Consider the following 19,236-nt stretch of genomic DNA (forward strand, 5'->3'; position numbering starts at 1 on the left):
TCACACTGACGGTGCAGACCACCAAGATCAAACCCACCCCAAAGCCCGTCCCCGCATCGGCAGAATCAACGACGACTCCAAGCCTCATGGTCGTCACGCCCAGAGACGCTCAACAGCTGTGCCGGAGCGTGTGCGGGGTTTCCGGGTGCGGGTCGACCTGATGTACGCCAAGCCGCCGATCTGGCGTCGTCTGGTCCTGCCGGGTGACCTCGTGCTCGATGAGCTGCATGACGTGCTGCAGGTTGCGATGGGCTGGCAGGACGGTCATCTGCATAAGTTCGGTGTCGGGGCGGACCGGCGTACCCGTGCCTACTTCGTCACCAGATTTGATCTCAGCGAAGGCGACGACGGTCTCGTCGAGGACGGTGTGCGCCTGGATCAGGTGGTCTCCGGTAAGGGCGACCGGTTGTTCTATGACTACGACTTCGGCGACGGATGGGAGCACGTGCTGGTGGTCGAAGACGTTCTCGATGATCCACCTTCGGCTCCGGTGTGCCTGGCGGGCAAGATGGCCTGCCCGCCGGAGGATTGTGGTGGCTTGGGCGGCTATGAGGAATTGGCTGCGTGGGTTCGTGGCGGGTACGACCCGCGGGCAACACCGATGGGGCTGGGTGCGCAGGAGATGCGCGACTGGCTGCCCCGAGGCTGGCACCCCGATCGTTTCTCGGTGACCGAGACCAATGACGCTCTGGCCGCGTCGAATATGCGTTGAGGACTCTTCACTGCCGAGGTGCAAGGAGCTGAGTTCGGAAGCCTCCGGTCTCGAGCAGTGACCGGGCGATGTAGTTGGTGAGGTTGCGGAAGCCCAGCGCGGATCCGCGCAGGTGTTCGAGGCGGCCGTTGATCGCTTCGGTGGGCCCGTTGGAGGTGCCGGGGCGGTCGAAGTAGGCCAGCACGTCGGCGGCACGCTTCTTCAGGGTCCGTCCCAGGGTGATCAGTTCGGTCAGCGGCTTGGGAACGCCGGTGCTCAGCGTGGTGATCAGCGCCGCCATCATCGTGCGGCCTTTCGTGCGGTCGGGTTCACGATACGCGGCCACGGTGCGCTGATACATCTGCCAGGTGGCCTCGACTTCTGCGTGGGCGTCGGCGGCGAACAAGGCGGCCAGCCGGGTGCGCTGGCGGTCGGTGAGCAGATCGGCACCGGTGTGCAGGGTGCGTCGGCAGGTGTAGAGCGGGTCGGACTTGCGGCCGCGGTGCCCACATGTCGCCAGCTGCACCCGGCGGCGGCACTCATCGAGGGCGTTGCCAGCCAGGCGCACCACGTGGAAAGGGTCCATCACCGTCGCCGCCTCGGGCAGTTCCTCGGCGGTAGCGGTCTTGAACCCGGAGAAGCCATCCATAGCAACAACGTCCACGCCGTCACGCCAGTCCTGCGGCCGCTCGGCCAACCAGTCCTGAAACGCCTTTTTTGAGCGACCCTCGACCATGTCGAGCAGCCGAGCCGGACCGGTCCCGTCACGCACAGGGGTGAGATCGATGATGACGGTGACGTACCTGTCACCGCGACGGGTGTGCCGCCAGACGTGCTCATCGACGCCGATCACCGCCACGCCGTCGAAACGGGCCGGATCGGCGATCAGCACCCGTCGGCCTTCTGCCAGCACCGCGTTGTTGGCGGTGTTCCACGACACCGCGAGCGCTTCGGCGATGCGAGCCACGGATAGATGCTGGCAGACAATGGCTTCCAGCGCCCACCGCAGAGCACGCCGCGACAGCTTGGCACGTGGTTCGGCCATCCTGGTGGTGTCTTGTCGCCACACGTGGGCGCAGCCGGCGCACCGGTAGCGACGGATGGTCACCAGCAGTGTGGTGGGGCGCCACCCGAACGGCTCATGGGCCAGAGTACGGGTGAGGCTGTCGCGTGGGATGCCTTCTTCGCCGCAGCGACGACACCACCGGTCCTCGTCGGTCACCCGGCACGCCAGCACAGCACGGCCGGGCTCAAGGCGTTGTCCGGTCACCTGCAGCCCAAGTTCGTCGAGGCGGCAGAAAGTCGTCAGGTCAGCGCAGGCGAAGCCCGCCCGACCGGTAGCGTCAGGCACGTCGAGGTCTTTCGGATGAGGAGTGTAGGAACCCTCATTTTCGAGAGACCTCGACCTCTATCCCGGCAACGACGCGCCAACCACCTCTACACCCTCATCTGTGAAGAGCCCCCAAACCCGCTGTGTCGCGTGCACTTTGGGGCCGCTCGCGGCGGTCGCGGTAACGCATTCGACCGAGACTGACCGCGCGGCCGTTATTGGCTCGATTTTCCGCCACCAGGTCAGGCTCGCGGTCGACGTGCGCCTAGGCGACGCCGCCCTGGGGCGCGGCATTGGCCCGGACAGTGTTGAGGATCGACACGATGTTGTCGACGTCGGCCTCTGGGAACACCTCTTCGGGGCCGGTCGGCGCCTTGTCGGTATAGGGGGAGTCATAGAGTCGCGCGACGGCGACGACGCCCGTCGCCGTCAGTTCGGTGACGATGAGATTGATGAACCTGATCTGGTCCGCAGTGAATCGCGATCCGTCGAGGTAGGCCCCGAACGCCTCTGTCGCTGCGGCACGATCCAGACCCACGAGCGACCGGACGAAGAGCCCGAGCCCATCGACCTTCGCCAAGTCGATGTCGGCGGGTTCACCCACGCCGCTGTCGATCAGCATCCGCTCCAGTGCGACCAGGTCGTCGGGCGTCAGCGGCTTGTTGCGGTACAGACGTTGCAGCGTGATGTGGTCCAGGTGGGACCTGAGGTACGCCCTGGCTTTCGCCTTGAACCGGTCCCAGTTGGTCCCCGGAGTGACGTTGGGTAGATCGACCAAGGTTGCTTCACCGAGTTCGTCCTGAAAGTCGGTGTATACAACGGTCTTCTGGGCGGGGTCCAGGAAGCGGACCAGTGCACGCACCCGCAGCCGGACGAGTTCGAGCATGGGCAGGGTGACGTCGACCCACCACTCGTCGGCGCAGATGTCGTCAAGGAGGGCCTGTTGCGCCGCGACCGACGGAATCGAGGTCTTGGTGAGCAGTCCTTCGGCGATTCCCTGAATTTTCGTCCGGATCCGTTCAGCCGCTACGGCATCGCCCTCGAGCTGTGCCAGTTGGCGGCGCAGGATCAACAGGTCGAACCGCTTGGCCTGTTCGTCGGTGTCCAGCTCCGAGGAAGGCAGGCCGGCGAGTTGGAGGGCGACGTCGCTCGCGGCCTCGTGCGTCAACGACGACCATGCCGGCCACTGCGCGTACTGTTCGACGAGTCGGCGGTGGGGCCGGACCAGCACGTTGTCGAGGTTCATGCCGACGACGATCTTGTGCAGGCTCCATGCGGTGTCGACGCGGAGCCCACGTTCGGATTCGGTGCCATGACGGGACTTGACCCCGTGTGTTGGACACGCTGAATCCCGCAAGGTTGGCGGGGGAAGCGAGATGATCCACCACGATGGCAAGGAAAAATTACCCTGACGAGTTCAAACGGGACGCGGTAGCGCTGTACCGAGACACCGAGGGCGCCACGATCACGCAGATCGCCGACGAACTCGGCATCTCCGGTGTGACGCTCTCAGCGTGGTGCAAAGCCGCCGGGGTGCCGATCAGGCACCGCAACCCCACCGCAGCAGCACAGCCGAGCCCCGGCGTTGAGACCCCAGAGCAGGAGCTGGCCCGGCTACGGGCCGAGAACAAGGCGTTACGCGCCACGGAGGCTCGGTTGTCTACCGAGCGTGACATTCTGCGGTCGGCGGCCAAGTATTTCGCCGGGGAGACGAACTGGTGAGCCGCTTCCAGTTCGTCGCCGACCACCTGCACACCTTCGAGGTGAAGTGGCTGTGCGCAGTCGTCGAGGTTGCGCGTTCATCGTTCTACGCCTGGTTGGCCGCTGCCGACGGACGCGCCGCCCGCCAGGCCGCTGACAAGGCGCTGGCCGCGCGTATCCGCACCGTGCACGATGAGGACAACACCTACGGGGCGCCGCGGATCACCGCTGAACTCAACGACGGTGCACCCGACGGTGAGCGGGTCAACCACAAGCGGGTGGCCCGGGTCATGCGCAGTGCCGGGATCGCCGGCTACCGCCGCCGGCGACGGGTGAAGACCACCACGCCGGATCCGGCCAAACAGAAAGTCCCGGACCTGCTCAACCGGGACTTCACCGCCGCGGCACCCAACGTCAAGTACGTCGGCGACATCACCTACCTGCCATTGGCAAGCGGTTCGAATCTGTATCTGGCGACCGTGATCGACTGCTTCTCCGGACGGGTGGCGGGGTGGGCGATCGCCGAGCACATGCGCACCGAACTGGTCGAAGATGCCCTCAAAGCCGCTGCGGCGCTGCGCGGCTCCCTGACCGGTGCAGTGTTCCACACAGATCACGGAAGTCAGTACACCTCAAGGGATTTCGCGAACCTCTGCCGTGACTTGGAGGTCACCCAGTCTATGGGTGGCGTCGGGTCAAGTGCCGATAACGCGCTGGCCGAATCGTTCAACGCCGCCCTCAAACGCGAGATCCTGCAGGACCGCAGCCACTGGCCCGACGCTGCTACCTGCCGCCGCGAAGTGTTCCGCTGGCTGGCTCGCTACAACACCAAACGACGGCACTCCCGGTGCCGCTATTCCAGCCCTGCGACCTACGAAAGGACCCTAACACCGGCTACGCTGCCAGTAGCCGCGTAACCACAAATCCCGTGTCCACTACATGGGGGCAAGGCCCGACCTTCCGGCGGATTGGTTCCTGGCACAGCGGAATCCAGCGCGGTGACCAGCCCGACGCGAGTTTCGAACAGGCGCTGATTCAAGGACTTTTGCAGTGAGCCCTGCGTACCCGGCAGATCCTGGCTGAAGAATTCCAGGTTTCCACAGCAATCGAAGACGTAGAAGTTCTCTTTGTCCTGTCCGAGTCCGAACAGGTTGGGGCGCAACCGGGTACCTCGGCCGATCATCTGCCAGAACTTGCTCTTGGACCGAACTTCTTTGAAAAAGACCAGGTTCACTACATCCGGCACATCGACACCGGTGTCCAGCATGTCGACGGAAATGGCGATGTGCGGTGCCTTGTCGGTGACGGAGAAGTCGTCGATGAGGCTCTGAGCGCGCTCGGTGCTGTGGGTGATGACGCGCGCGAATGTACCGGCGTACTCGGGGTATTGGATGTTGAACCGCTCGGCGATGAACTGTGCATGGGCTTGGTTCTTGGCGAAGATGATCGTCTTGCCGAGTCGGTCGCCGCCGGCGACCTTGTGCCCCTGCGACATCAGCTGCGCCAAGATCTTGTCGACGGTGTCGGCGTTGAACCAGAAGCGTCCCAGCTCTTCTGCCGACATGGCGTCGGGGGTGTCATCATCACCCCAGTCCAGGGAGTCCCATTCGTCCTTCTGGGCCTCGGTCAACTCGTCGTAGCGAATACCTTGGCGCAGGAACTTGGTGCCAACCGAAATTCCCACGGCGGGAACAAGAAAGCCTTCCTTGACAGCGTCGTCCAAACCGTAGGCGTCGGTTGGCATGCCGTCTTCGAGGTTGAACAGCCGGTAGGTGTTGTGGTCAACCTCGTCTTTGGGCGTCGCGGTGAGCCCTACGAGCAGTGAGTCGAACCAGTCGAAGATGGTGCGGTACTTGTGATACACCGAACGGTGTGCCTCGTCGATCACGACGAGGTCGAAATAGCCTGGACCGAAAGGCCGTAGCCCGTCGTCGACGGAGTTGATGAGGTTCATCATCGTGGGGTAGGTGCTCACGTAGACCCGGCCATCGGTGATCTTCTCGGTCACCAGGTTTACCGTTGTGGCGTTGGGCAGGTGCTGCTTGAATGCGCCGACGGCCTGATTGACCAGGGCGGTCCGGTCGGCCAGGAACAGCACTCGCTTGACCCAGCCGGCTTCCATAAGCTGCTTGACCAGTGCGATGACGGTGCGAGTTTTGCCTGATCCCGTCGCCATCACCAGAAGCGCCTCGCGCTTGTGCGCGGTGAATTCCTCACCAACTCGGCGGATTGCGTGAATCTGGTAGTGCCGCTCGACTATCGCCGAGTCGATCTCTGCGTCCGCCAACGACCTGCGGGTTGTGCGCCGCGAAATCGCCAGGGCCAGTTCGTCGGCGGTGAAGAAACCTTGGACCTGGCGGGGCGGATACCCGCCGGCGTCGTCCCACATCCAGTGGTCGTAGCCGTTGGTGTAGAAGATGATTGGCCGTCGGCCGGTCATCTGCTCCAGGCAGTCGGCGTATTGCTTGGCCTGTTCCTGGCCGACGTGCGGGCTCTTGCTGGTTCGTTTGGCTTCGACGACCGCGAGTGGCAGGCCGTCTGCGCCCCACAGCACATAGTCGACGTAACCCTTGCCTCCGTCGGGCATCCCGGTGACTTCGAACTCGCGGTCCCGCGGTTGGTCGAGGGCCCAACCGGCCTCGGCGAGATCGAGGTCGATGTACTCGGTACGAGTTTGTGCTTCGTTGTAGTCGCGGTCGTCGGGCTGCTGCTTCGCGGCCTGGGCTGCTTTGATCTGCTCACGCAGCGCGGCGATCTCGGCGTCTTTGGCCGCGGCAAGCTCGTCTTTCTGCGCCAGCGCCTTGGCGTGTGCTTCGTCCTGCGCCTTGAACTTCGTGGCCAGCTGGGCGACCTCGTCACGGCTCAGGGGCGCGGCCTTCGCCGCCAGCTTGGGATCGAACGGCAGCTTGAGTGGCGCGGCCTTGGGATAGGCCGAGTGGTGGTAGACGGCCCACACCGTGACGTGGTGAAGTTCCCGCAGGACCGCGAGCGCGATGTTCGGCGCGATGGCGCGCCGTTCGTGCACCGCCGCGTTGCCGGCTTTGCGAATCAGGTTGAGCTTGTGAACGATTGCCGGCGGCACTTGGGTACTGAACGGACGTTCGTTGATCCGGGCGGCCAGGTCGTCTTTGTATGGCAGCGGGAGATCCATCACGTCGTAAAGCAGGCCGACGAGTTGTTCGATGGCGCGCCGGCCGTAGATGCAGGCCGAGCGCGGATCGGAGGCCAGGTAGCTCTCGGCGCGGGCACAGTCGGATTGGATGTCGGGCCATTCAGCGGCACCGATGAATGCGAAATTGCTCATCCGCGCTCAGCCGGAATGTTCATTCACGAACGAGGAATTGTCAATACCTGTGGATCGGCTTGTTTCAGGCGACCTCCGTTCCAGTTGATTCGGTCGGTGCCGAGTCCGCCGACGGGGTGATGTCGGTGGGTCGCTCGAGCAGTTTGCCTTTGTGGAAGATCGCGCCGGCCCGGACCAGAGCGACCAGGTGCGGTGCGTTGACGGCTCGCCAGCGGGCTTGCGCGGCGTCGATCAGCTTGTAAGCCATGGCCATTCCGGCGACGCGTGAACCCGGCCCCTTGGTCACCTTGGTCCTCAAACGTACCGTGGCAAACGTTGATTCGATCGGGTTGGTAGTGCGCAGATGGACCCAGTGCTCGGCCGGGTACTTATAGAACTCCAGCAGCACATCGGCGTCATCGACGATCTTGGCGACCGCCTTGGGGTACTTGGCGCCGTAGTCCACCTCGAACGCCTTGATCGCCACCTGCGCGTGGTCGATATCCTCGGCGTTGTAGATCTCCCGCATCGCCGCGATCGCCCCCGGATGAGCCGACTTTGGCAGGCAGGCAAGAACATTGGCCTGCTTGTGAAACCAGCACCGCTGCTCGCCGGTGGCCGGGAACACCTCACGCACGGCCTTCCAGAACCCCAGGGCCCCATCGCCGACGGCCAGCACCGGTGCGGTCATCCCGCGACGTCGGCACGACCGCAACAGATCAGCCCACGACTCGGCCGACTCCCGGTACCCGTCGGTGAGCGCGACCAGCTCCTTGCGGCCGTCAGCGCGCACACCGATCATCACCAGCAAACAGAGCTTCTCCTGCTCCAGGCGCACCTTGAGATGGATGCCGTCGACCCACAGGTAGACGTAGTCGGTGCCCGACAGATCACGGGCCTCGAAGGCCTTGGCCTCGTCCTGCCACTGCGTGGTGAGTCGGGTGATCGTCGTGGCCGACAAGCCGGCACCCGAGCCCAGGAACTGCTCCAACGCCGGACCGAAATCACTGGTCGACAAGCCATGCAGATACAGCAACGGCAACACCTCGGTCATCTGCGGCGACTTGCGCACCCACGCCGGCAGGATCGCCGAGGAAAACCGTTGCCGCTCACCAGTGTCCGGGTCAACACGTTTGTCATTGACCCGCGGCGCGGTCACACTCACCGCGCCCGCCGCGGTGAGCACCTCGCGCTCGCGGTGATAGCCATTGCGCACCACCAGCCGGTGCCCGTTCTCATCAAGCTCACCGGCATGAGCCTCGATGTAGGCGGCGACCTCAGCCCGCAACGCTGCGGCCAGCATCTGGCGGGCACCGTCGCGGACAATCTCATCGAGCAACGACCGCGACGAGCCAGCATCCTCGTTGGATGAATCCGCATCGTGAACTACCGTGAGCATGGGCGTACCTTCCCGAACCAGCGCGCCAACGCCGGCTCTTGATCAGACCTTCGACATTCAGATCATCCTCGGGAAGGTGCGCCCTTTCCTACGCCGCCTCGCCGAGGCTCATCCACAGGTTCTGATCATTGCTCTTCACGAACATAGTCGGACTCACAGGGTCACTGTACTGGTAGTGAGCAACATGATCGTCAATTTCTGTCGGCCAATGGTCGAGGTGTTGTCACGAGTTGTCACGATGCGAATTCCTTTGCTGACGGGCGAACCGAGCAGTGTTGCATGTCGAGCCGACAAGTTGTGACTGATTGGTTGCTCGGTTCAAAAACTAGGACGGCCCGCCTATTCGTCGGCTTCGCGCAGGGTGCCGCGGAAGGTCCGTTCGGGCTTGCCTGCTTCAGTCCACTCGCGATAGCTGCGCACGGCGTGTCCGAAGACCTTCGTCAGGTGTTTCCCGTCGCGTCGGTTGACTGCTCCCTCTACGAGGTCTGTTGGCTTAGTCATGGTTTCGCGCATCGGAAAGTCAATCGCAGGTAGGTATGCGTCGGCCACGGGGAGGGCCACCCATGTCCCTTCACAGGCACGGCGAAATGTTTCGCCAACGTAGTAGACGTACCTCATGGTCGTGTGGACGTTCTCGAGCGAGAAGGCGCTTCGATGGTTGTCGTACAGGTCGAGGAGCTTCTGTTCGACTATCGCCAAGCTCGCTTCGGTGTACATCTGCTCGCGTATCTCGGGGACGTCGTAGTACGGGAATTCGATCTCCATGACGGCTTCCTGCATCTTCAGCCAGCCCAGGAACTGTTCGTTGGACTGTGCATCGCGGAACGCTCGAGTGAGTTGCGTCGGGACGTAGTCGAAGGACTCACCCATGACGATTCTTCAACGTCAGCCACTCATTCCTCGCGCAAGGTGCCGCCAAACTCCCTTGGTGGACGACCCTTTTCAGCCCATTCGTCATAGAGACGCAGAATGTTGTTGTACACGCGCGTGATCTCCAGGCCTGTTCGGCGGGTGAGTGCGAATCGGATCAACAGCAAGGGTTGAACCAACATCTCGTCGAAGAGCACGTCGATGGCCGGGAGCAACGCTCCCGGTTGGCCTTTCTGGCTGGGCGGCGGCAGTGCTACCCAGGTTGCTTCAATGGCGCGTCGGACTGTTTCGCCAACGTAGTACGCGTAGCGCATCGTTCGGTGAACAGCTTCCTCATTTGCATAGGCGCTGGGATCGTCGGGGTACAGCTCCATCAGCTTCTGTTCGACTACCGCAAGACTGTCTTTGGTGAACATGATGTCGCGCACGTCCGGTAGGTCTTCATAGGGAAATTCGATTTCCATCGAGGCTTCCTGCATCTTCAGCCAACCCAAGAACTGTTCGTTGGTTTGCGCTTCGCGGAACGCCTTGGTGAGTTGCACGGGGACGTAGTCGAACGACTTACCCATCCTGATTCTCCCTGTTGGTCACAGTCGATTCACCGTGAACTGGTCTGGATATCTGTCTTGCAGACTCTGGAGCGCAGCGATCTCCGCTGGGCTGTACGGATAGTTTGCGTTGAGGTTGTAGGTGAGCTGATGACCGAGGGCTAGAACGCGTTCGTCTTTGGCCAGCTGGTCCATGTCGAGGCGTCCACTCTTGTTCTCGATGAACTCGTTGAGATCGGGACTCACCCAGTCCCAGCGACGACCGGGGACGATCGTCTGGTCTGAGTATTGCGAATGCCATCCGTCGTCCTTGCTGTAGCCCATCACTTCGGCCGCGTATTTGTCGAACCACCAGCCGTTTGCAGAGTTCTCTTGAAGCTGGTCGTAGTTGGAGCTCCAGCGATTCCAGTCCCACTCCTGGCCGCCGCGGTGCAGATAGTTCTGCCAGGCCAGCCACTTGGACAGAGGAATGCGATGGTGATGGGTCTTGGTGCCGTCGGGATCGTAGATCTCGATGTCAACGAACTTTTGGTTGTCAAGCAGACCTTTTTTGGCCGGGTCGAGTGCAACTGTGAGTGAGTCAATGGCTGTCGCAGCGGTTTCTACCGCGGCGATGTAGCTCCGGATGTTGGTGCCGGCCTGGTTGAGCCTCCAGCGCATGGCCGCGGGCACGGCCCGGAATGACGCGCCGCCAGTGACTTCCGACGACAGCACCACGACTGACGCGGCCCCGCCCATCCACATCGCGGTGCTGTTGACCTCACTGGCGATGTTCGCGCGCATCGCGCTGGTGGCTGCAGAGAAGCTGTGCGTTAGGGCACTCAGTGTGCGGCCGTCGGCGGCGACGGCATCCGCGGGAGCGCTCAGATTGGCGATTGTCTCGTAGAACGCGGTGGCGTCGGGCATGTCGTGGTCCGGTCGTCTGACCTGATTCACCACGTCACTGACAGCTTCAGCGACCGTCGTTGCGAACCGTTGCCACATGTCCGAAGCGGCGTCGAGGCCCTTCGTGTCTGCGTTCGGAGTTTCCTTGCCGACCGCCTCGACCAAGCCGGGAATGATGTCGGTCAGACCGACGCCATTGGCGCCCACGGAACTGGAGATCGTCGACGACGGTTCAGAGATCGCCGGTCGCGGTGGCAGATTGGCCGGGACGGGAATCTTGCGACGGCCGGCGTGGAATTCAGCCCACGCATGGTTGACTCCGGCTTGGTAGACGCGTCCAGCCAGCGAAGACCAGGCTTGTGCCAGCGAATCGGCGCCACCGACAGCATCGCGCGCGGCGCTGTCATACCGCGATCCCCATTTCGTGCCGACCGGGTCGTTGCCGGCCATGTGGCCGGACCCGTGCGATGCGCCTGAGACCACGCCGGCAGCACCAGCCACCTTCGATCCCGCACGGCCGAGTATCGCCGCGGTCAGGAAATACCAGTCTGAATCGACAACCCAAGTACCCATGGATGCTCGCTACTTGCCGGCCATGCGCAGATTCATCGCCATGACGGTCCGGTAGGCGTCTTCGGCCTGGGTGGACCACGCGGTGAAGTCCGCGAGCGCGGTGCGCATGTCGTGCGCTGACCGCACCCAGTTCCGGTGGCGAGCCTCGTATGCTTCGGCGGCTGCACCGTCCCACGACTGTGACACCTGACCGATAAGCGATTCCACCCGGCTCAACGATGTCTCGCAGTGCGCTAGGTAGGCCTGCATTTTCGACCGCAGTTCATTGAGCGCGTCGACGTCGACGGTGTACCCAGTCATTGCGACCTACCGCTCATCCCACGCGCTGCGAACGATCGATCCACCGCGCTCATCCTGTGCTGCGTAGGCCGCCACGCTTTGGACGACCCGGATCGCGATTTCGTCGGCGTCGTCGACGATGTTCGTCGCGGCGGCGCGAAACTCATCCCAGTCGCGGCCGAACATCCGAGCGGCCTCACCGCGCCACGAACCTTCGACGACGTCATCGACCGACGCGACGAGCTGGCGCAGTTCTTCACGCAACTCATCGGCGATGGTCCGAAACTCGTCCGCAGCTGCTTTGACCGGCTCGGTCTCGATGCGCAGCCGTGCGCCCCCCACGTCCGCCATGCGACCCCCTTCGCCGACTTCAAGCGCCAGTCTAGCGAGGCCGACGATCAATGCCGGATGTCCCACAGGTGCACATGCCCGGGCATCTGTTGGTCCGTGAACCATTCCCAGTCTTCGTATCGGTCGGCCGCGGACCGCCAATGGTCGGCCTCGGTGTCGCGGCCGACCGCCCGCAACACCGCGGCGACCCATCGCTGGAGCTCCTGGCTTTTGTCGTGGAAGCAGACACCGTCGAGCATCTCGATTGCCTCCCGCGTGCTGCCGTCGATCGCGGAATCCATATGCTGTGGCGCGATTTCGGCGAAATCCAGCTCTGCCAGCGCGAGCCGGTACGCCGCATCAGCTGCCCGCATCGGGTGGTACATCTCACGGCGTTCGATCAGATTGGACGCCATTTCCTTGGCCAGCGCCACCGATTCCTCGGAAGGCGGCAGGAAGTCGATCAACGCCCAAAAGGTGTGCAGCAACAACTCGGGATCGCGAGCGTCGACCTGCCGGGCGAGCACCACGGCGGATCGATATGCCGACTCGGCCTCGTCCAGGTCGCCAAATTCCTCATACGCCGCGCCGAGTTGGGTGCTGAGGTGGGAGGCGAGATTGAGCCGACCCGATATCAGATGCTCGTCCATCTCGACCCGCAGGTCCGCGATCCGCTCGCTCAGCGTCTTTGGCGGATTCAACTCGTCCACGATCGTGCGGATCTTCTGATTCAACCGGGTGCTATCGGTGCCGTAAGTAGACATCGACTGCGAGTCGAGATCGTTGCCCGCCAACGCCATCGTCAGTGCATCGCAACGCAATCGCCGCGCTTGACTGTAGTGATCCAGAGCCTTCTCGAATTGTCCTGCCCCGGCCGCCTCATCGCCGAGGAATTCGCATTCCTCAGCGGTCGGTTGCTCGCTCATCTCCCGACCTCGGTTCCGTCCACGCCCGCCGCGAGCAGGATGACGTCGTCGAGGGCCTCCGATAGCAGCGCTCGGTCCTCGGGGCCGTCGCATTGGGCGGCCATCCGCGCCTGCACGTAGAGCAACTGGATGAGGCGGTCGAATACCAGATCATCGTTCGTGCGGGTCAGTGCACGGATGACCCGATTGCCCCAATTCACCACCAGATTCACGAGGTTGCCGTACCCGGGCGATGCCGCATCGATCTGCCCGTGTCCGATGAACACCGCGGGCAGGTCCGTGGTGGGAAACTGGCGCACCACAACGCGAGCACCAGATGCTTTGAGCGCCCGGGTCGCTCGCTGTTCGAAAGTCAGAATGTCGCCGACCGCGTCTGTGGGCGGTACGGCGAGTGCGGCGACTTCGGAAGCGGGGTAGGCGCGGGTGACCGTCACTCCGGAAAGGACCTGCGGCAGCATCAGCAGCACCTCCTGGTCCAGTGTGTGGCCAGCGTTGACGACGAGTCGTCCGTCGGGGTTGAAGCTGGCGATGGTGTGAAATTCCTTGACGGACACGGCATAGAGAACGTTCGGACTGTGGGCGACCACGTCGGTCAGGCGCATCTGCCCTGCTGTCGTTTGGACCGTCAGCATCGGTAGGACGACTTCGGCAAGCTCCAGATTCTCGCCGTCTGCGTCACGTGTGGCCGCCGAGCGCAGCTCCAGTTCGTTGTCGGCGACGAAGTCGGAGAACCGCTGCGGGTCGGTATCTGCCAAGGTGCGCAACCACTTCAGCGCTGCCTGCCCGAGCTTGCGTCGGGTCGCGACCAGCGCCGCGTTGTCGACGATGGCCTCACGGCTGGCTGTGGGCTCCAGTGTGGTCGAGTTGGCTACCGCCCAGGCAAAGAACGCCCATGACGGAAGCAGCGTCGCGTCCACGTCGTCAATCAGCATGTCGTTGACGTACACCCGGTTTCGGGCGCTGGACTTCGATTTGCCTACCGCCGTACCGATGTAGGCGACGGCATCCAAACCGAGGCCGGCGTCGTTGATCGCAACGACGTCGAACTGGCGCCCCACTCCGACCCCGCCGTACACGGGTGGAACACCCTGCTGCACGCTGGAGCGGTGGGATCCGAAGTCGTCAGCCCAGGGGTACCGGCGTGAAACTTCCCTGTTTCCTTGACTTCTCAGCACAGTGATGTCGATCGGCAGAAACTCGGCGTAGCGCTGGACCAGGGGAGTCACCTGCTCCGCACGGGCCCACCCGATCATGTCTGGACGGGGCCGAAGCTGGACGGTGGTGCCGACGGCGACGTCGTCGGAGATGGGTCGGACGGTGTAGGTCCCATCGCTGTTGCCGATCCACTCGATCGGCGCGGAGCCGTCGGCGCTGCGCGAGATCACGGTGATCTCGTCGGCGATCAGAAAACAGCTCAGCAGGCCGATGCCGAACTGCCCGATGTAGGTGCGCCTGCTGCGGGCCAACTCGTCACGCTTGGAACTCGCGCCGACGGTGGCCAGGAACTGCTCGACTTGATCGGCGGTGACGCCGATGCCGGCGTCGGTGATCGCGAATTCATTGGCCGGGGAGTCCGGAGAGGTGACGCCGAATGGCGAGATGGTGATGGTCCGCGGGGTCGGCGTGTCGCTGAGTGCGTCGCGGGCGAGGGTGGCGTCGTAGGCGTTCTGAATCAATTCGCGGACGTACACGCCCGGGCTGGAATAGAGGTTCTTGCTGAGCAGCGAGATGACGCCGCCGAGATCCACTCGGAAGTTCTGCTGCTGAGGTGCGGACATGTGCGGTATCTCCTGCATCGGTTCGGTCGAAAGCCGCATAGCGTCGCACGAGCCACCGACAAGTCGGGCTCGATAGCCCGTCGCCTGTCTGAATGACGGAGTCGGCGTGTATGACTGAGTGACGAATTGGGGAGGAGTCGATGATGCGCGTCAAACTGTGGGGTGGCGGACCGACACTGGCACTTGCTGATTACTGGCAACAGAGCGCGCTGCTGCCCGACGATCCGCCCGGAACTCAGGCGTTCGGCTACCTGTTCAGTGACGACGCAACGGGAACCGTGACGACGCGGCCCTACCCGGCCAAGTACGCGATGCCGCTGAACAAGGACCAGATGATCGACGGCATCCTCGAAGCCGACGCCGTCGTTGCCGGACAGGCCGGGCTGATCGAGGTCGACGTCGAGCGGACGTCAAGCGGGGTGCCGTTCGTGTACAGCCTCATGAAGATCAAGCAGGAGTCTGGCGGTGTGCAGTACAACCTGACATTGCACCTACACGCCGAGCATGTGCAACAGGTCCAGGGTTTCTTCATCGAAGGCCACACCACCGGCATGCGCGACGCTGCGGTGTATGAGATTGCGCGGCAGAATGATTGGCTCCAGCAGCCCACTGCCGACGACCCGATGGGCGGCTGGGCCCGCGACCCCTACACCGGACTGAAGACGGGCTTCGTGATGAACATGAGCGAGCTGCCCGATTTCGACGACCAGTTTCCGGCCCATCCGTTGTCGATGGCGCGCGAGGTTGTCACCGCTGTCCGAGAGAGTTGAGGGTCGATCGTGACACCAGCGGACGCCTAGCGCGATTGGCCTGTGCAGGAACCGAACCATGTAGTGGAGTACGTATGAGCGGCAAGAAATACAAGACAGCAACCCGCCGTCAACCGCTGGTCTTCGGGGAAATCGAAGAGCTGAGGCGAAAGGGTTTCAACCAGACCGAGATTGCGGATATTCACGGTGTGTCGCGACAGGCTGTCTCGTGGCACAAAACGACATACGGGGGACAGAAGTCGACCCGTCAGATCGTCAACCAGGCGTGGCCGTGGGAGACCAAAGGCCCACACGGCAAGTCTGCGGCGTATCAACGCCTGCGTGACCACGGCGAGTTTATCGCCACGGGCGGTCGAGACATGTCCGACTTCAAGCGGGGACGCCATGCTGCTTGGTTAAAGATGATGCGCCGGAACGACTATGTACTCGAGTTCGACCCGAACATCCCGCCTACACCTGGTGTGGCACCAACAGGAGGATTCGCCTACCGCAAGCGCAATCCAAGGATCGACGGGTTTGAACTGCTGATCCGGGTGAACGAGTTCACCAATCTGACTCCTGAGGGGCGCCGCCTCTGGAGCTACGCGCCGGGTACGTCTCCACACGCAATTGGGCCCTACGCTGCCCCGTAGTTGTTCCCTAGACGACACATACCGATCGCCCCCGTATCGCCGCCGTCCAGCCAGCTAGGTCGACGGGGACGAAACGGTACCGGTGCCCACTGATCACCATGAACTGGTCGAGATGATTCTCAATGCCATACGACGGGATTGCCTGTGGCTGCCGATGCCGCGAAGAGGCGATGGAGGCGCTTGAGCGTCCACCATGCTTCCGTGAGCATGACCCTGCGCTCACCGACGATCAGAGTCTCGGGATACACCAGAGCAGGTTCAGGCTCATCCCTATCGGCGTTCGCCAGTACTCTGCCGAGTCGGGGTAGCCGTGTCGATACTCCGAACGACCGCACCGTCACCGATTCCTTGGTTTGCAGGTTTGTGAATGTGATGCGCGACGTCGGGCGGCCGTCCGGCGCCGGGCCGAACTCAACAGATTCGGGGTCCCACTTCTGTTCCAAGATTCGGGTGCGCAGCAGTTCATCGGCAGGCTCTTCGCGGCTGCGTACAACGAATTCGTAACCGATAACTCCTAACTCGACAAGGTCGGGCCACGGGGACTCGTAGTATGGCGACGGACCGAGCGAGTGAAATTCGTCCAACATGATTGGCCCCCAGTCCAATTTGTCCTCAACAACGAACCCGTTCAGGGCGCTGATTGTGCGGGTTGACCCCAGATGATCTTCCTGCAGAAGCAATTCCAGTTCGGGGAGGGCTCGGCGTATCTCGCTGGCTGGTGTGTAACTATCCATCAGTCCACTGAGTCGAGACAGGATCCTGGCTAGCTTGCCGAAGCGCTCAGGGTGGAGGCCAGCGGCCACACTTCGCAGCCACGCCACACCAGAAATGTTTCCGACCCACTCGCTGACGAGCACCATGTCCTCGTGCGCGCACGCGTGAATCGTCCAGTCGTAGACGTCGTTTGCCACATCTACGTCGCAGTTCTGCTCGTCGATCAGTTCAACATCGCCGCATTCGTTGATCGTGAGCATGGTTCGGGGAACTGGCGGTTCGGTGCACAGTCCGTCGCGAAAACAGTTGCACGCCACGTGCGCATCGAGTCCCATGTGGGTGACGCTAGACGGCGGGTGATTGCCGGGTGCCGAAAGTCAACGCCAGGTCCCACGGCGCGAGGCCCCACGTCTCGATGGCATCCAGCATGATCAGGGGAGCGACTTCGATGGTGTCTGCATTGGCTGGTGCGGACAACGTGGTGCTCTCATGTCCGGCCACAATGTGCGGTGCCCAAATTTCTGAACCCGATGGCGCAGGGGCGGTTTCGATGATGCTGACGAAGCCATCGCCGTCGGGAATGACAATGAAAAGGCAAAATGGCTCCGGCGGCGCGTCCCATCCGCCGTGCTCGACCAGCAGATATTCGTTGTTGTTCAGCGCATGGCCGATCGCTTGGGTGAGAAGTTCGCGTACATCGTCGTAGGTGGATTCCGACGGTTCATGGGCGGGCTGCAGTTCGATAATGCTGCCCTGGACTTGCAACGTGCCATCGTCGGTTGGTGACGGGAATCGGGATTGGAGCCACAGGGTGAGCAATGATCAATACCTGTGGATGAGGCCCGAGGAGGCGGCCTGAAAGTGGGCGCACCTTCCCGAGGATGATCATCACGGAATCAGGTATTCGATCAAGACCGGCGTTGGCGCGCTGGTTGGGAAGGTACGCCCATGCTCACCGTAGTTCACGATGCCGAGGAGGCCAACGGCGGCGAGGCCGGCCGGTCGTTGTTGGACGAGATCGTCCGCGACGGAGCCCGGCAGATGTTGGCCGCTGCACTGCAGGCCGAGGTCGCCGCGTACGTGGCCGCATTCGCTGATCAGCTCGACGAGAACGGTCACCGACTGGTGGTCCGCAACGGCTATCACCAGCCGCGTGAGGTGCTGACCGCGGCCGGTGCCGTGCAGGTGAAGGCGCCGCGGGTCAACGATCGCCGTGTCGACCCCGATTCTGGTGAGCGGCAGCGGTTTTCCTCGGCGATTTTGCCGGCCTGGGCACGCAAGTCCCCGCAGATGAGTGAGGTGCTGCCGCTGCTGTATCTGCACGGCCTATCGACCAGCGACTTCGGGCCCGCACTCGAGCAGTTCCTCGGCTCGGGTGCCGGGTTGTCGGCCACCACGATCACCCGTCTGACCGCGCAGTGGCAAGACGAAGCCCGTACGTTCGCTGCCCGGGACCTGTCCGGCAGCGACTACGTCTACCTGTGGGTCGACGGCATTCACCTCAAGGTCCGCCTGGACCAGGAGAAGCTGTGCCTGCTGGTGATGCTCGGCGTGCGCGCTGACGGCCGCAAAGAGCTCGTGGCGATCACCGACGGCTATCGGGAGTCATGCGAGTCGTGGGCGGATCTGCTGCGCGACTGCAAACGACGCGGCATGACCGCCCCAGTGCTGGCCGTCGGCGATGGCGCGCTCGGGTTCTGGAAGGCGGTGCGGGAGGTATTCCCGAAGACCCGAGAGCAGCGCTGCTGGTTCCACAAGCAGGCCAACGTCCTTTCCGCACTGCCGAAGTCAGCGCATCCGGCCGCGCTGGCGGCCATCAAGGACATCTACAACGCCGAAGACATCGACAAAGCTCAGGTCGCGGTCAAGGCCTTCGCGGTTGCCTTCGGCGCGAAGTACCCGAAAGTGGTCGCCAAGATCGTCGACGACCTCGATGTCCTGCTGGAGTTCTACCACTACCCCGCCGAGCACTGGATCCATCTGCGTACCACGAATCCGATCGAATCCACCTTCGCCACAGTGCGTTTGAGAACGAAGGTCACCAAGGGTCCGGGATCGCGGGCCGCTGGATTGGCCATGGCCTACAAGCTGATCGACGCAGCCCAAGCCCGTTGGCGGGCCGTCAACGCCCCACATCTGGTCGCCCTCGTCCGCGCCGGAGCGGTCTTCCACAAAGGCAAACTGCTCGAACGGCCCACCGACATCACCCCACCGACACCACCGTCAGACGGCGATCAACACACCGAAACGGAGGTCGCCTGAAACACCCCGATCCACAGGTATTGACAATTGCTCCCACAGGGTGCCGGTGTCCTCGGAGAGGATCGCCACTTCGCGGAAGCGGTGCTCTTCACGCGCCGTGCGGGCGATGGTTCCGGATCCCATGACGGAACGCAAGTACTCGTCGTCGGGCACCGACCACAACCGGGACGATTCGGTCCAGGTGCGCACCAGCCCACCGGCGCACAGGCTCAACTGGGCGACAGTTCCGGTGTCGCCGGGTTTCAGAGGAAAGTCGTTCGACATG

At 63.0% G+C, this 19,236-nt stretch carries 19 protein-coding genes; 5 read left to right on the forward strand and 14 right to left on the reverse strand.

The genetic code is table 11. The features are described 5' to 3' along the window. Nucleotides 1-118 precede the first annotated feature (118 nt). Nucleotides 119-712 carry a plasmid pRiA4b ORF-3 family protein gene (locus tag ACZ5IQ_RS13175; protein ID WP_464481344.1) on the forward strand — a complete coding sequence of 198 codons (594 nt, stop codon included), beginning with the start codon at nt 119-121 and terminating at the stop codon, nt 710-712. A 7-nt stretch (nt 713-719) separates the two neighbouring features. On the opposite strand, the gene ACZ5IQ_RS13180 is transcribed toward ACZ5IQ_RS13175, so the two are convergent. Both ACZ5IQ_RS13180 and ACZ5IQ_RS13185 read right to left on the reverse strand, forming a co-directional pair. Next, nucleotides 720-2,042 carry an ISL3 family transposase gene (locus ACZ5IQ_RS13180; RefSeq protein ID WP_052545499.1) on the reverse strand — a complete coding sequence of 441 codons (1,323 nt, stop codon included), beginning with the start codon at nt 2,040-2,042 and terminating at the stop codon, nt 720-722. Nucleotides 2,043-2,286: 244 nt separating this feature from the next. Beyond that, a complete protein-coding gene (locus tag ACZ5IQ_RS13185; protein ID WP_464481345.1) occupies nt 2,287-3,267 on the reverse strand; it encodes a type I restriction-modification enzyme R subunit C-terminal domain-containing protein in 981 nt (326 codons plus the stop codon). A 143-nt stretch (nt 3,268-3,410) separates the two neighbouring features. On the opposite strand from ACZ5IQ_RS13185, the gene ACZ5IQ_RS13190 reads away from it, so the two are divergent. Beyond that, a protein-coding gene (locus ACZ5IQ_RS13190) for an IS3 family transposase (protein WP_109557065.1) occupies nt 3,411-4,639 on the forward strand; the annotation gives its coding sequence in 2 pieces (ribosomal slippage) (nt 3,411-3,723 and nt 3,723-4,639; 1,230 coding nt in all). On the opposite strand, the gene ACZ5IQ_RS13195 is transcribed toward ACZ5IQ_RS13190, so the two are convergent. From ACZ5IQ_RS13195 to ACZ5IQ_RS13235, 9 genes are all read right to left on the reverse strand, one after another. Continuing rightward, nucleotides 4,594-7,026 (reverse strand): DEAD/DEAH box helicase family protein, encoded by a 2,433-nt coding sequence (locus ACZ5IQ_RS13195; RefSeq protein ID WP_464481346.1) that lies wholly within the window; start codon nt 7,024-7,026, stop codon nt 4,594-4,596. The two genes, ACZ5IQ_RS13190 and ACZ5IQ_RS13195, sit on opposite strands and share 46 nt — an antisense overlap. Before the next feature lie 64 nt (nt 7,027-7,090). Continuing rightward, complete coding sequence (locus tag ACZ5IQ_RS13200; RefSeq protein WP_052536990.1) at nt 7,091-8,404, reverse strand: IS256 family transposase; 1,314 nt, start codon at nt 8,402-8,404, stop codon at nt 7,091-7,093. Nucleotides 8,405-8,743: 339 nt separating this feature from the next. Continuing rightward, complete coding sequence (locus ACZ5IQ_RS13205) at nt 8,744-9,274, reverse strand: hypothetical protein (protein ID WP_064859602.1); 531 nt, start codon at nt 9,272-9,274, stop codon at nt 8,744-8,746. A gap of 23 nt (nt 9,275-9,297) precedes the next feature. Continuing rightward, nucleotides 9,298-9,843: a hypothetical protein gene (locus ACZ5IQ_RS13210; protein WP_061002862.1), complete on the reverse strand. Its 546-nt coding sequence runs from the start codon at nt 9,841-9,843 to the stop codon at nt 9,298-9,300. Nucleotides 9,844-9,861: 18 nt separating this feature from the next. Beyond that, nucleotides 9,862-11,280 carry a hypothetical protein gene (locus tag ACZ5IQ_RS13215; RefSeq protein WP_061002863.1) on the reverse strand — a complete coding sequence of 473 codons (1,419 nt, stop codon included), beginning with the start codon at nt 11,278-11,280 and terminating at the stop codon, nt 9,862-9,864. A gap of 9 nt (nt 11,281-11,289) precedes the next feature. After that, nucleotides 11,290-11,580 carry a WXG100 family type VII secretion target gene (locus tag ACZ5IQ_RS13220; protein WP_133426801.1) on the reverse strand — a complete coding sequence of 97 codons (291 nt, stop codon included), beginning with the start codon at nt 11,578-11,580 and terminating at the stop codon, nt 11,290-11,292. A 6-nt stretch (nt 11,581-11,586) separates the two neighbouring features. After that, nucleotides 11,587-11,976, reverse strand: coding sequence for a WXG100 family type VII secretion target (locus tag ACZ5IQ_RS13225; protein WP_234785293.1), 390 nt, complete (start codon nt 11,974-11,976; stop codon nt 11,587-11,589). Then, complete coding sequence (locus ACZ5IQ_RS13230) at nt 11,958-12,689, reverse strand: hypothetical protein (protein WP_464481347.1); 732 nt, start codon at nt 12,687-12,689, stop codon at nt 11,958-11,960. Before ACZ5IQ_RS13230 ends, ACZ5IQ_RS13225 begins: the two co-directional genes overlap by 19 nt. A 122-nt stretch (nt 12,690-12,811) precedes the next feature. Beyond that, nucleotides 12,812-14,593, reverse strand: coding sequence for an ATP-binding protein (locus ACZ5IQ_RS13235; protein ID WP_464481348.1), 1,782 nt, complete (start codon nt 14,591-14,593; stop codon nt 12,812-12,814). 140 nt (nt 14,594-14,733) lie between these two features. Here ACZ5IQ_RS13235 and ACZ5IQ_RS13240 point away from each other — a divergent pair, with 140 nt between their 5' ends. Both ACZ5IQ_RS13240 and ACZ5IQ_RS13245 read left to right on the forward strand, forming a co-directional pair. Beyond that, entirely contained in the window at nt 14,734-15,363 is a 630-nt protein-coding gene (locus ACZ5IQ_RS13240; protein ID WP_406804972.1) for a hypothetical protein, read from the forward strand. Nucleotides 15,364-15,437: 74 nt separating this feature from the next. Next, nucleotides 15,438-15,995, forward strand: coding sequence for an XRE family transcriptional regulator (locus ACZ5IQ_RS13245; RefSeq protein WP_406804971.1), 558 nt, complete (start codon nt 15,438-15,440; stop codon nt 15,993-15,995). A 119-nt stretch (nt 15,996-16,114) separates the two neighbouring features. On the opposite strand, the gene ACZ5IQ_RS13250 is transcribed toward ACZ5IQ_RS13245, so the two are convergent. Continuing rightward, entirely contained in the window at nt 16,115-17,044 is a 930-nt protein-coding gene (locus tag ACZ5IQ_RS13250; RefSeq protein WP_131808787.1) for a hypothetical protein, read from the reverse strand. Nucleotides 17,045-17,054: 10 nt separating this feature from the next. Beyond that, nucleotides 17,055-17,528, reverse strand: a complete 474-nt coding sequence (locus ACZ5IQ_RS13255; protein WP_464481349.1) for a hypothetical protein — start codon at nt 17,526-17,528, stop codon at nt 17,055-17,057. Nucleotides 17,529-17,657: 129 nt separating this feature from the next. On the opposite strand from ACZ5IQ_RS13255, the gene ACZ5IQ_RS13260 reads away from it, so the two are divergent. After that, nucleotides 17,658-18,971 (forward strand): IS256 family transposase, encoded by a 1,314-nt coding sequence (locus ACZ5IQ_RS13260; protein ID WP_067990476.1) that lies wholly within the window; start codon nt 17,658-17,660, stop codon nt 18,969-18,971. Here ACZ5IQ_RS13260 and ACZ5IQ_RS13265 read toward each other — a convergent pair. After that, nucleotides 18,933-19,235, reverse strand: coding sequence for a hypothetical protein (locus tag ACZ5IQ_RS13265; protein WP_464481350.1), 303 nt, complete (start codon nt 19,233-19,235; stop codon nt 18,933-18,935). The genes ACZ5IQ_RS13260 and ACZ5IQ_RS13265 overlap by 39 nt on opposite strands. Nucleotide 19,236: the final 1 nt, after the last annotated feature.

The organism is Mycobacterium toneyamaense (genome assembly GCF_055384815.1).

Excerpts from the sequence above, each read along its gene's own strand:
- ACZ5IQ_RS13185 (WP_464481345.1), bottom strand. The coding sequence starts at position 3,267 with ATGAACCTCGACAACGTGCTGGTCCGGCCCCACCGCCGACTCGTCGAA.
- ACZ5IQ_RS13195 (WP_464481346.1), bottom strand. The coding sequence starts at position 7,026 with ATGAGCAATTTCGCATTCATCGGTGCCGCTGAATGGCCCGACATCCAA.
- ACZ5IQ_RS13200 (WP_052536990.1), bottom strand. The coding sequence starts at position 8,404 with ATGCTCACGGTAGTTCACGATGCGGATTCATCCAACGAGGATGCTGGC.
- ACZ5IQ_RS13205 (WP_064859602.1), bottom strand. The coding sequence starts at position 9,274 with ATGGGTGAGTCCTTCGACTACGTCCCGACGCAACTCACTCGAGCGTTC.
- ACZ5IQ_RS13210 (WP_061002862.1), bottom strand. The coding sequence starts at position 9,843 with ATGGGTAAGTCGTTCGACTACGTCCCCGTGCAACTCACCAAGGCGTTC.
- ACZ5IQ_RS13215 (WP_061002863.1), bottom strand. The coding sequence starts at position 11,280 with ATGGGTACTTGGGTTGTCGATTCAGACTGGTATTTCCTGACCGCGGCG.
- ACZ5IQ_RS13220 (WP_133426801.1), bottom strand. The coding sequence starts at position 11,580 with ATGACTGGGTACACCGTCGACGTCGACGCGCTCAATGAACTGCGGTCG.
- ACZ5IQ_RS13230 (WP_464481347.1), bottom strand. The coding sequence starts at position 12,689 with ATGGCGTTGGCGGGCAACGATCTCGACTCGCAGTCGATGTCTACTTAC.
- ACZ5IQ_RS13235 (WP_464481348.1), bottom strand. The coding sequence starts at position 14,593 with ATGTCCGCACCTCAGCAGCAGAACTTCCGAGTGGATCTCGGCGGCGTC.
- ACZ5IQ_RS13240 (WP_406804972.1), top strand. The coding sequence starts at position 14,734 with ATGATGCGCGTCAAACTGTGGGGTGGCGGACCGACACTGGCACTTGCT.
- ACZ5IQ_RS13245 (WP_406804971.1), top strand. The coding sequence starts at position 15,438 with ATGAGCGGCAAGAAATACAAGACAGCAACCCGCCGTCAACCGCTGGTC.
- ACZ5IQ_RS13250 (WP_131808787.1), bottom strand. The coding sequence starts at position 17,044 with ATGGGACTCGATGCGCACGTGGCGTGCAACTGTTTTCGCGACGGACTG.
- ACZ5IQ_RS13260 (WP_067990476.1), top strand. The coding sequence starts at position 17,658 with ATGCTCACCGTAGTTCACGATGCCGAGGAGGCCAACGGCGGCGAGGCC.
- ACZ5IQ_RS13265 (WP_464481350.1), bottom strand. The coding sequence starts at position 19,235 with ATGTCGAACGACTTTCCTCTGAAACCCGGCGACACCGGAACTGTCGCC.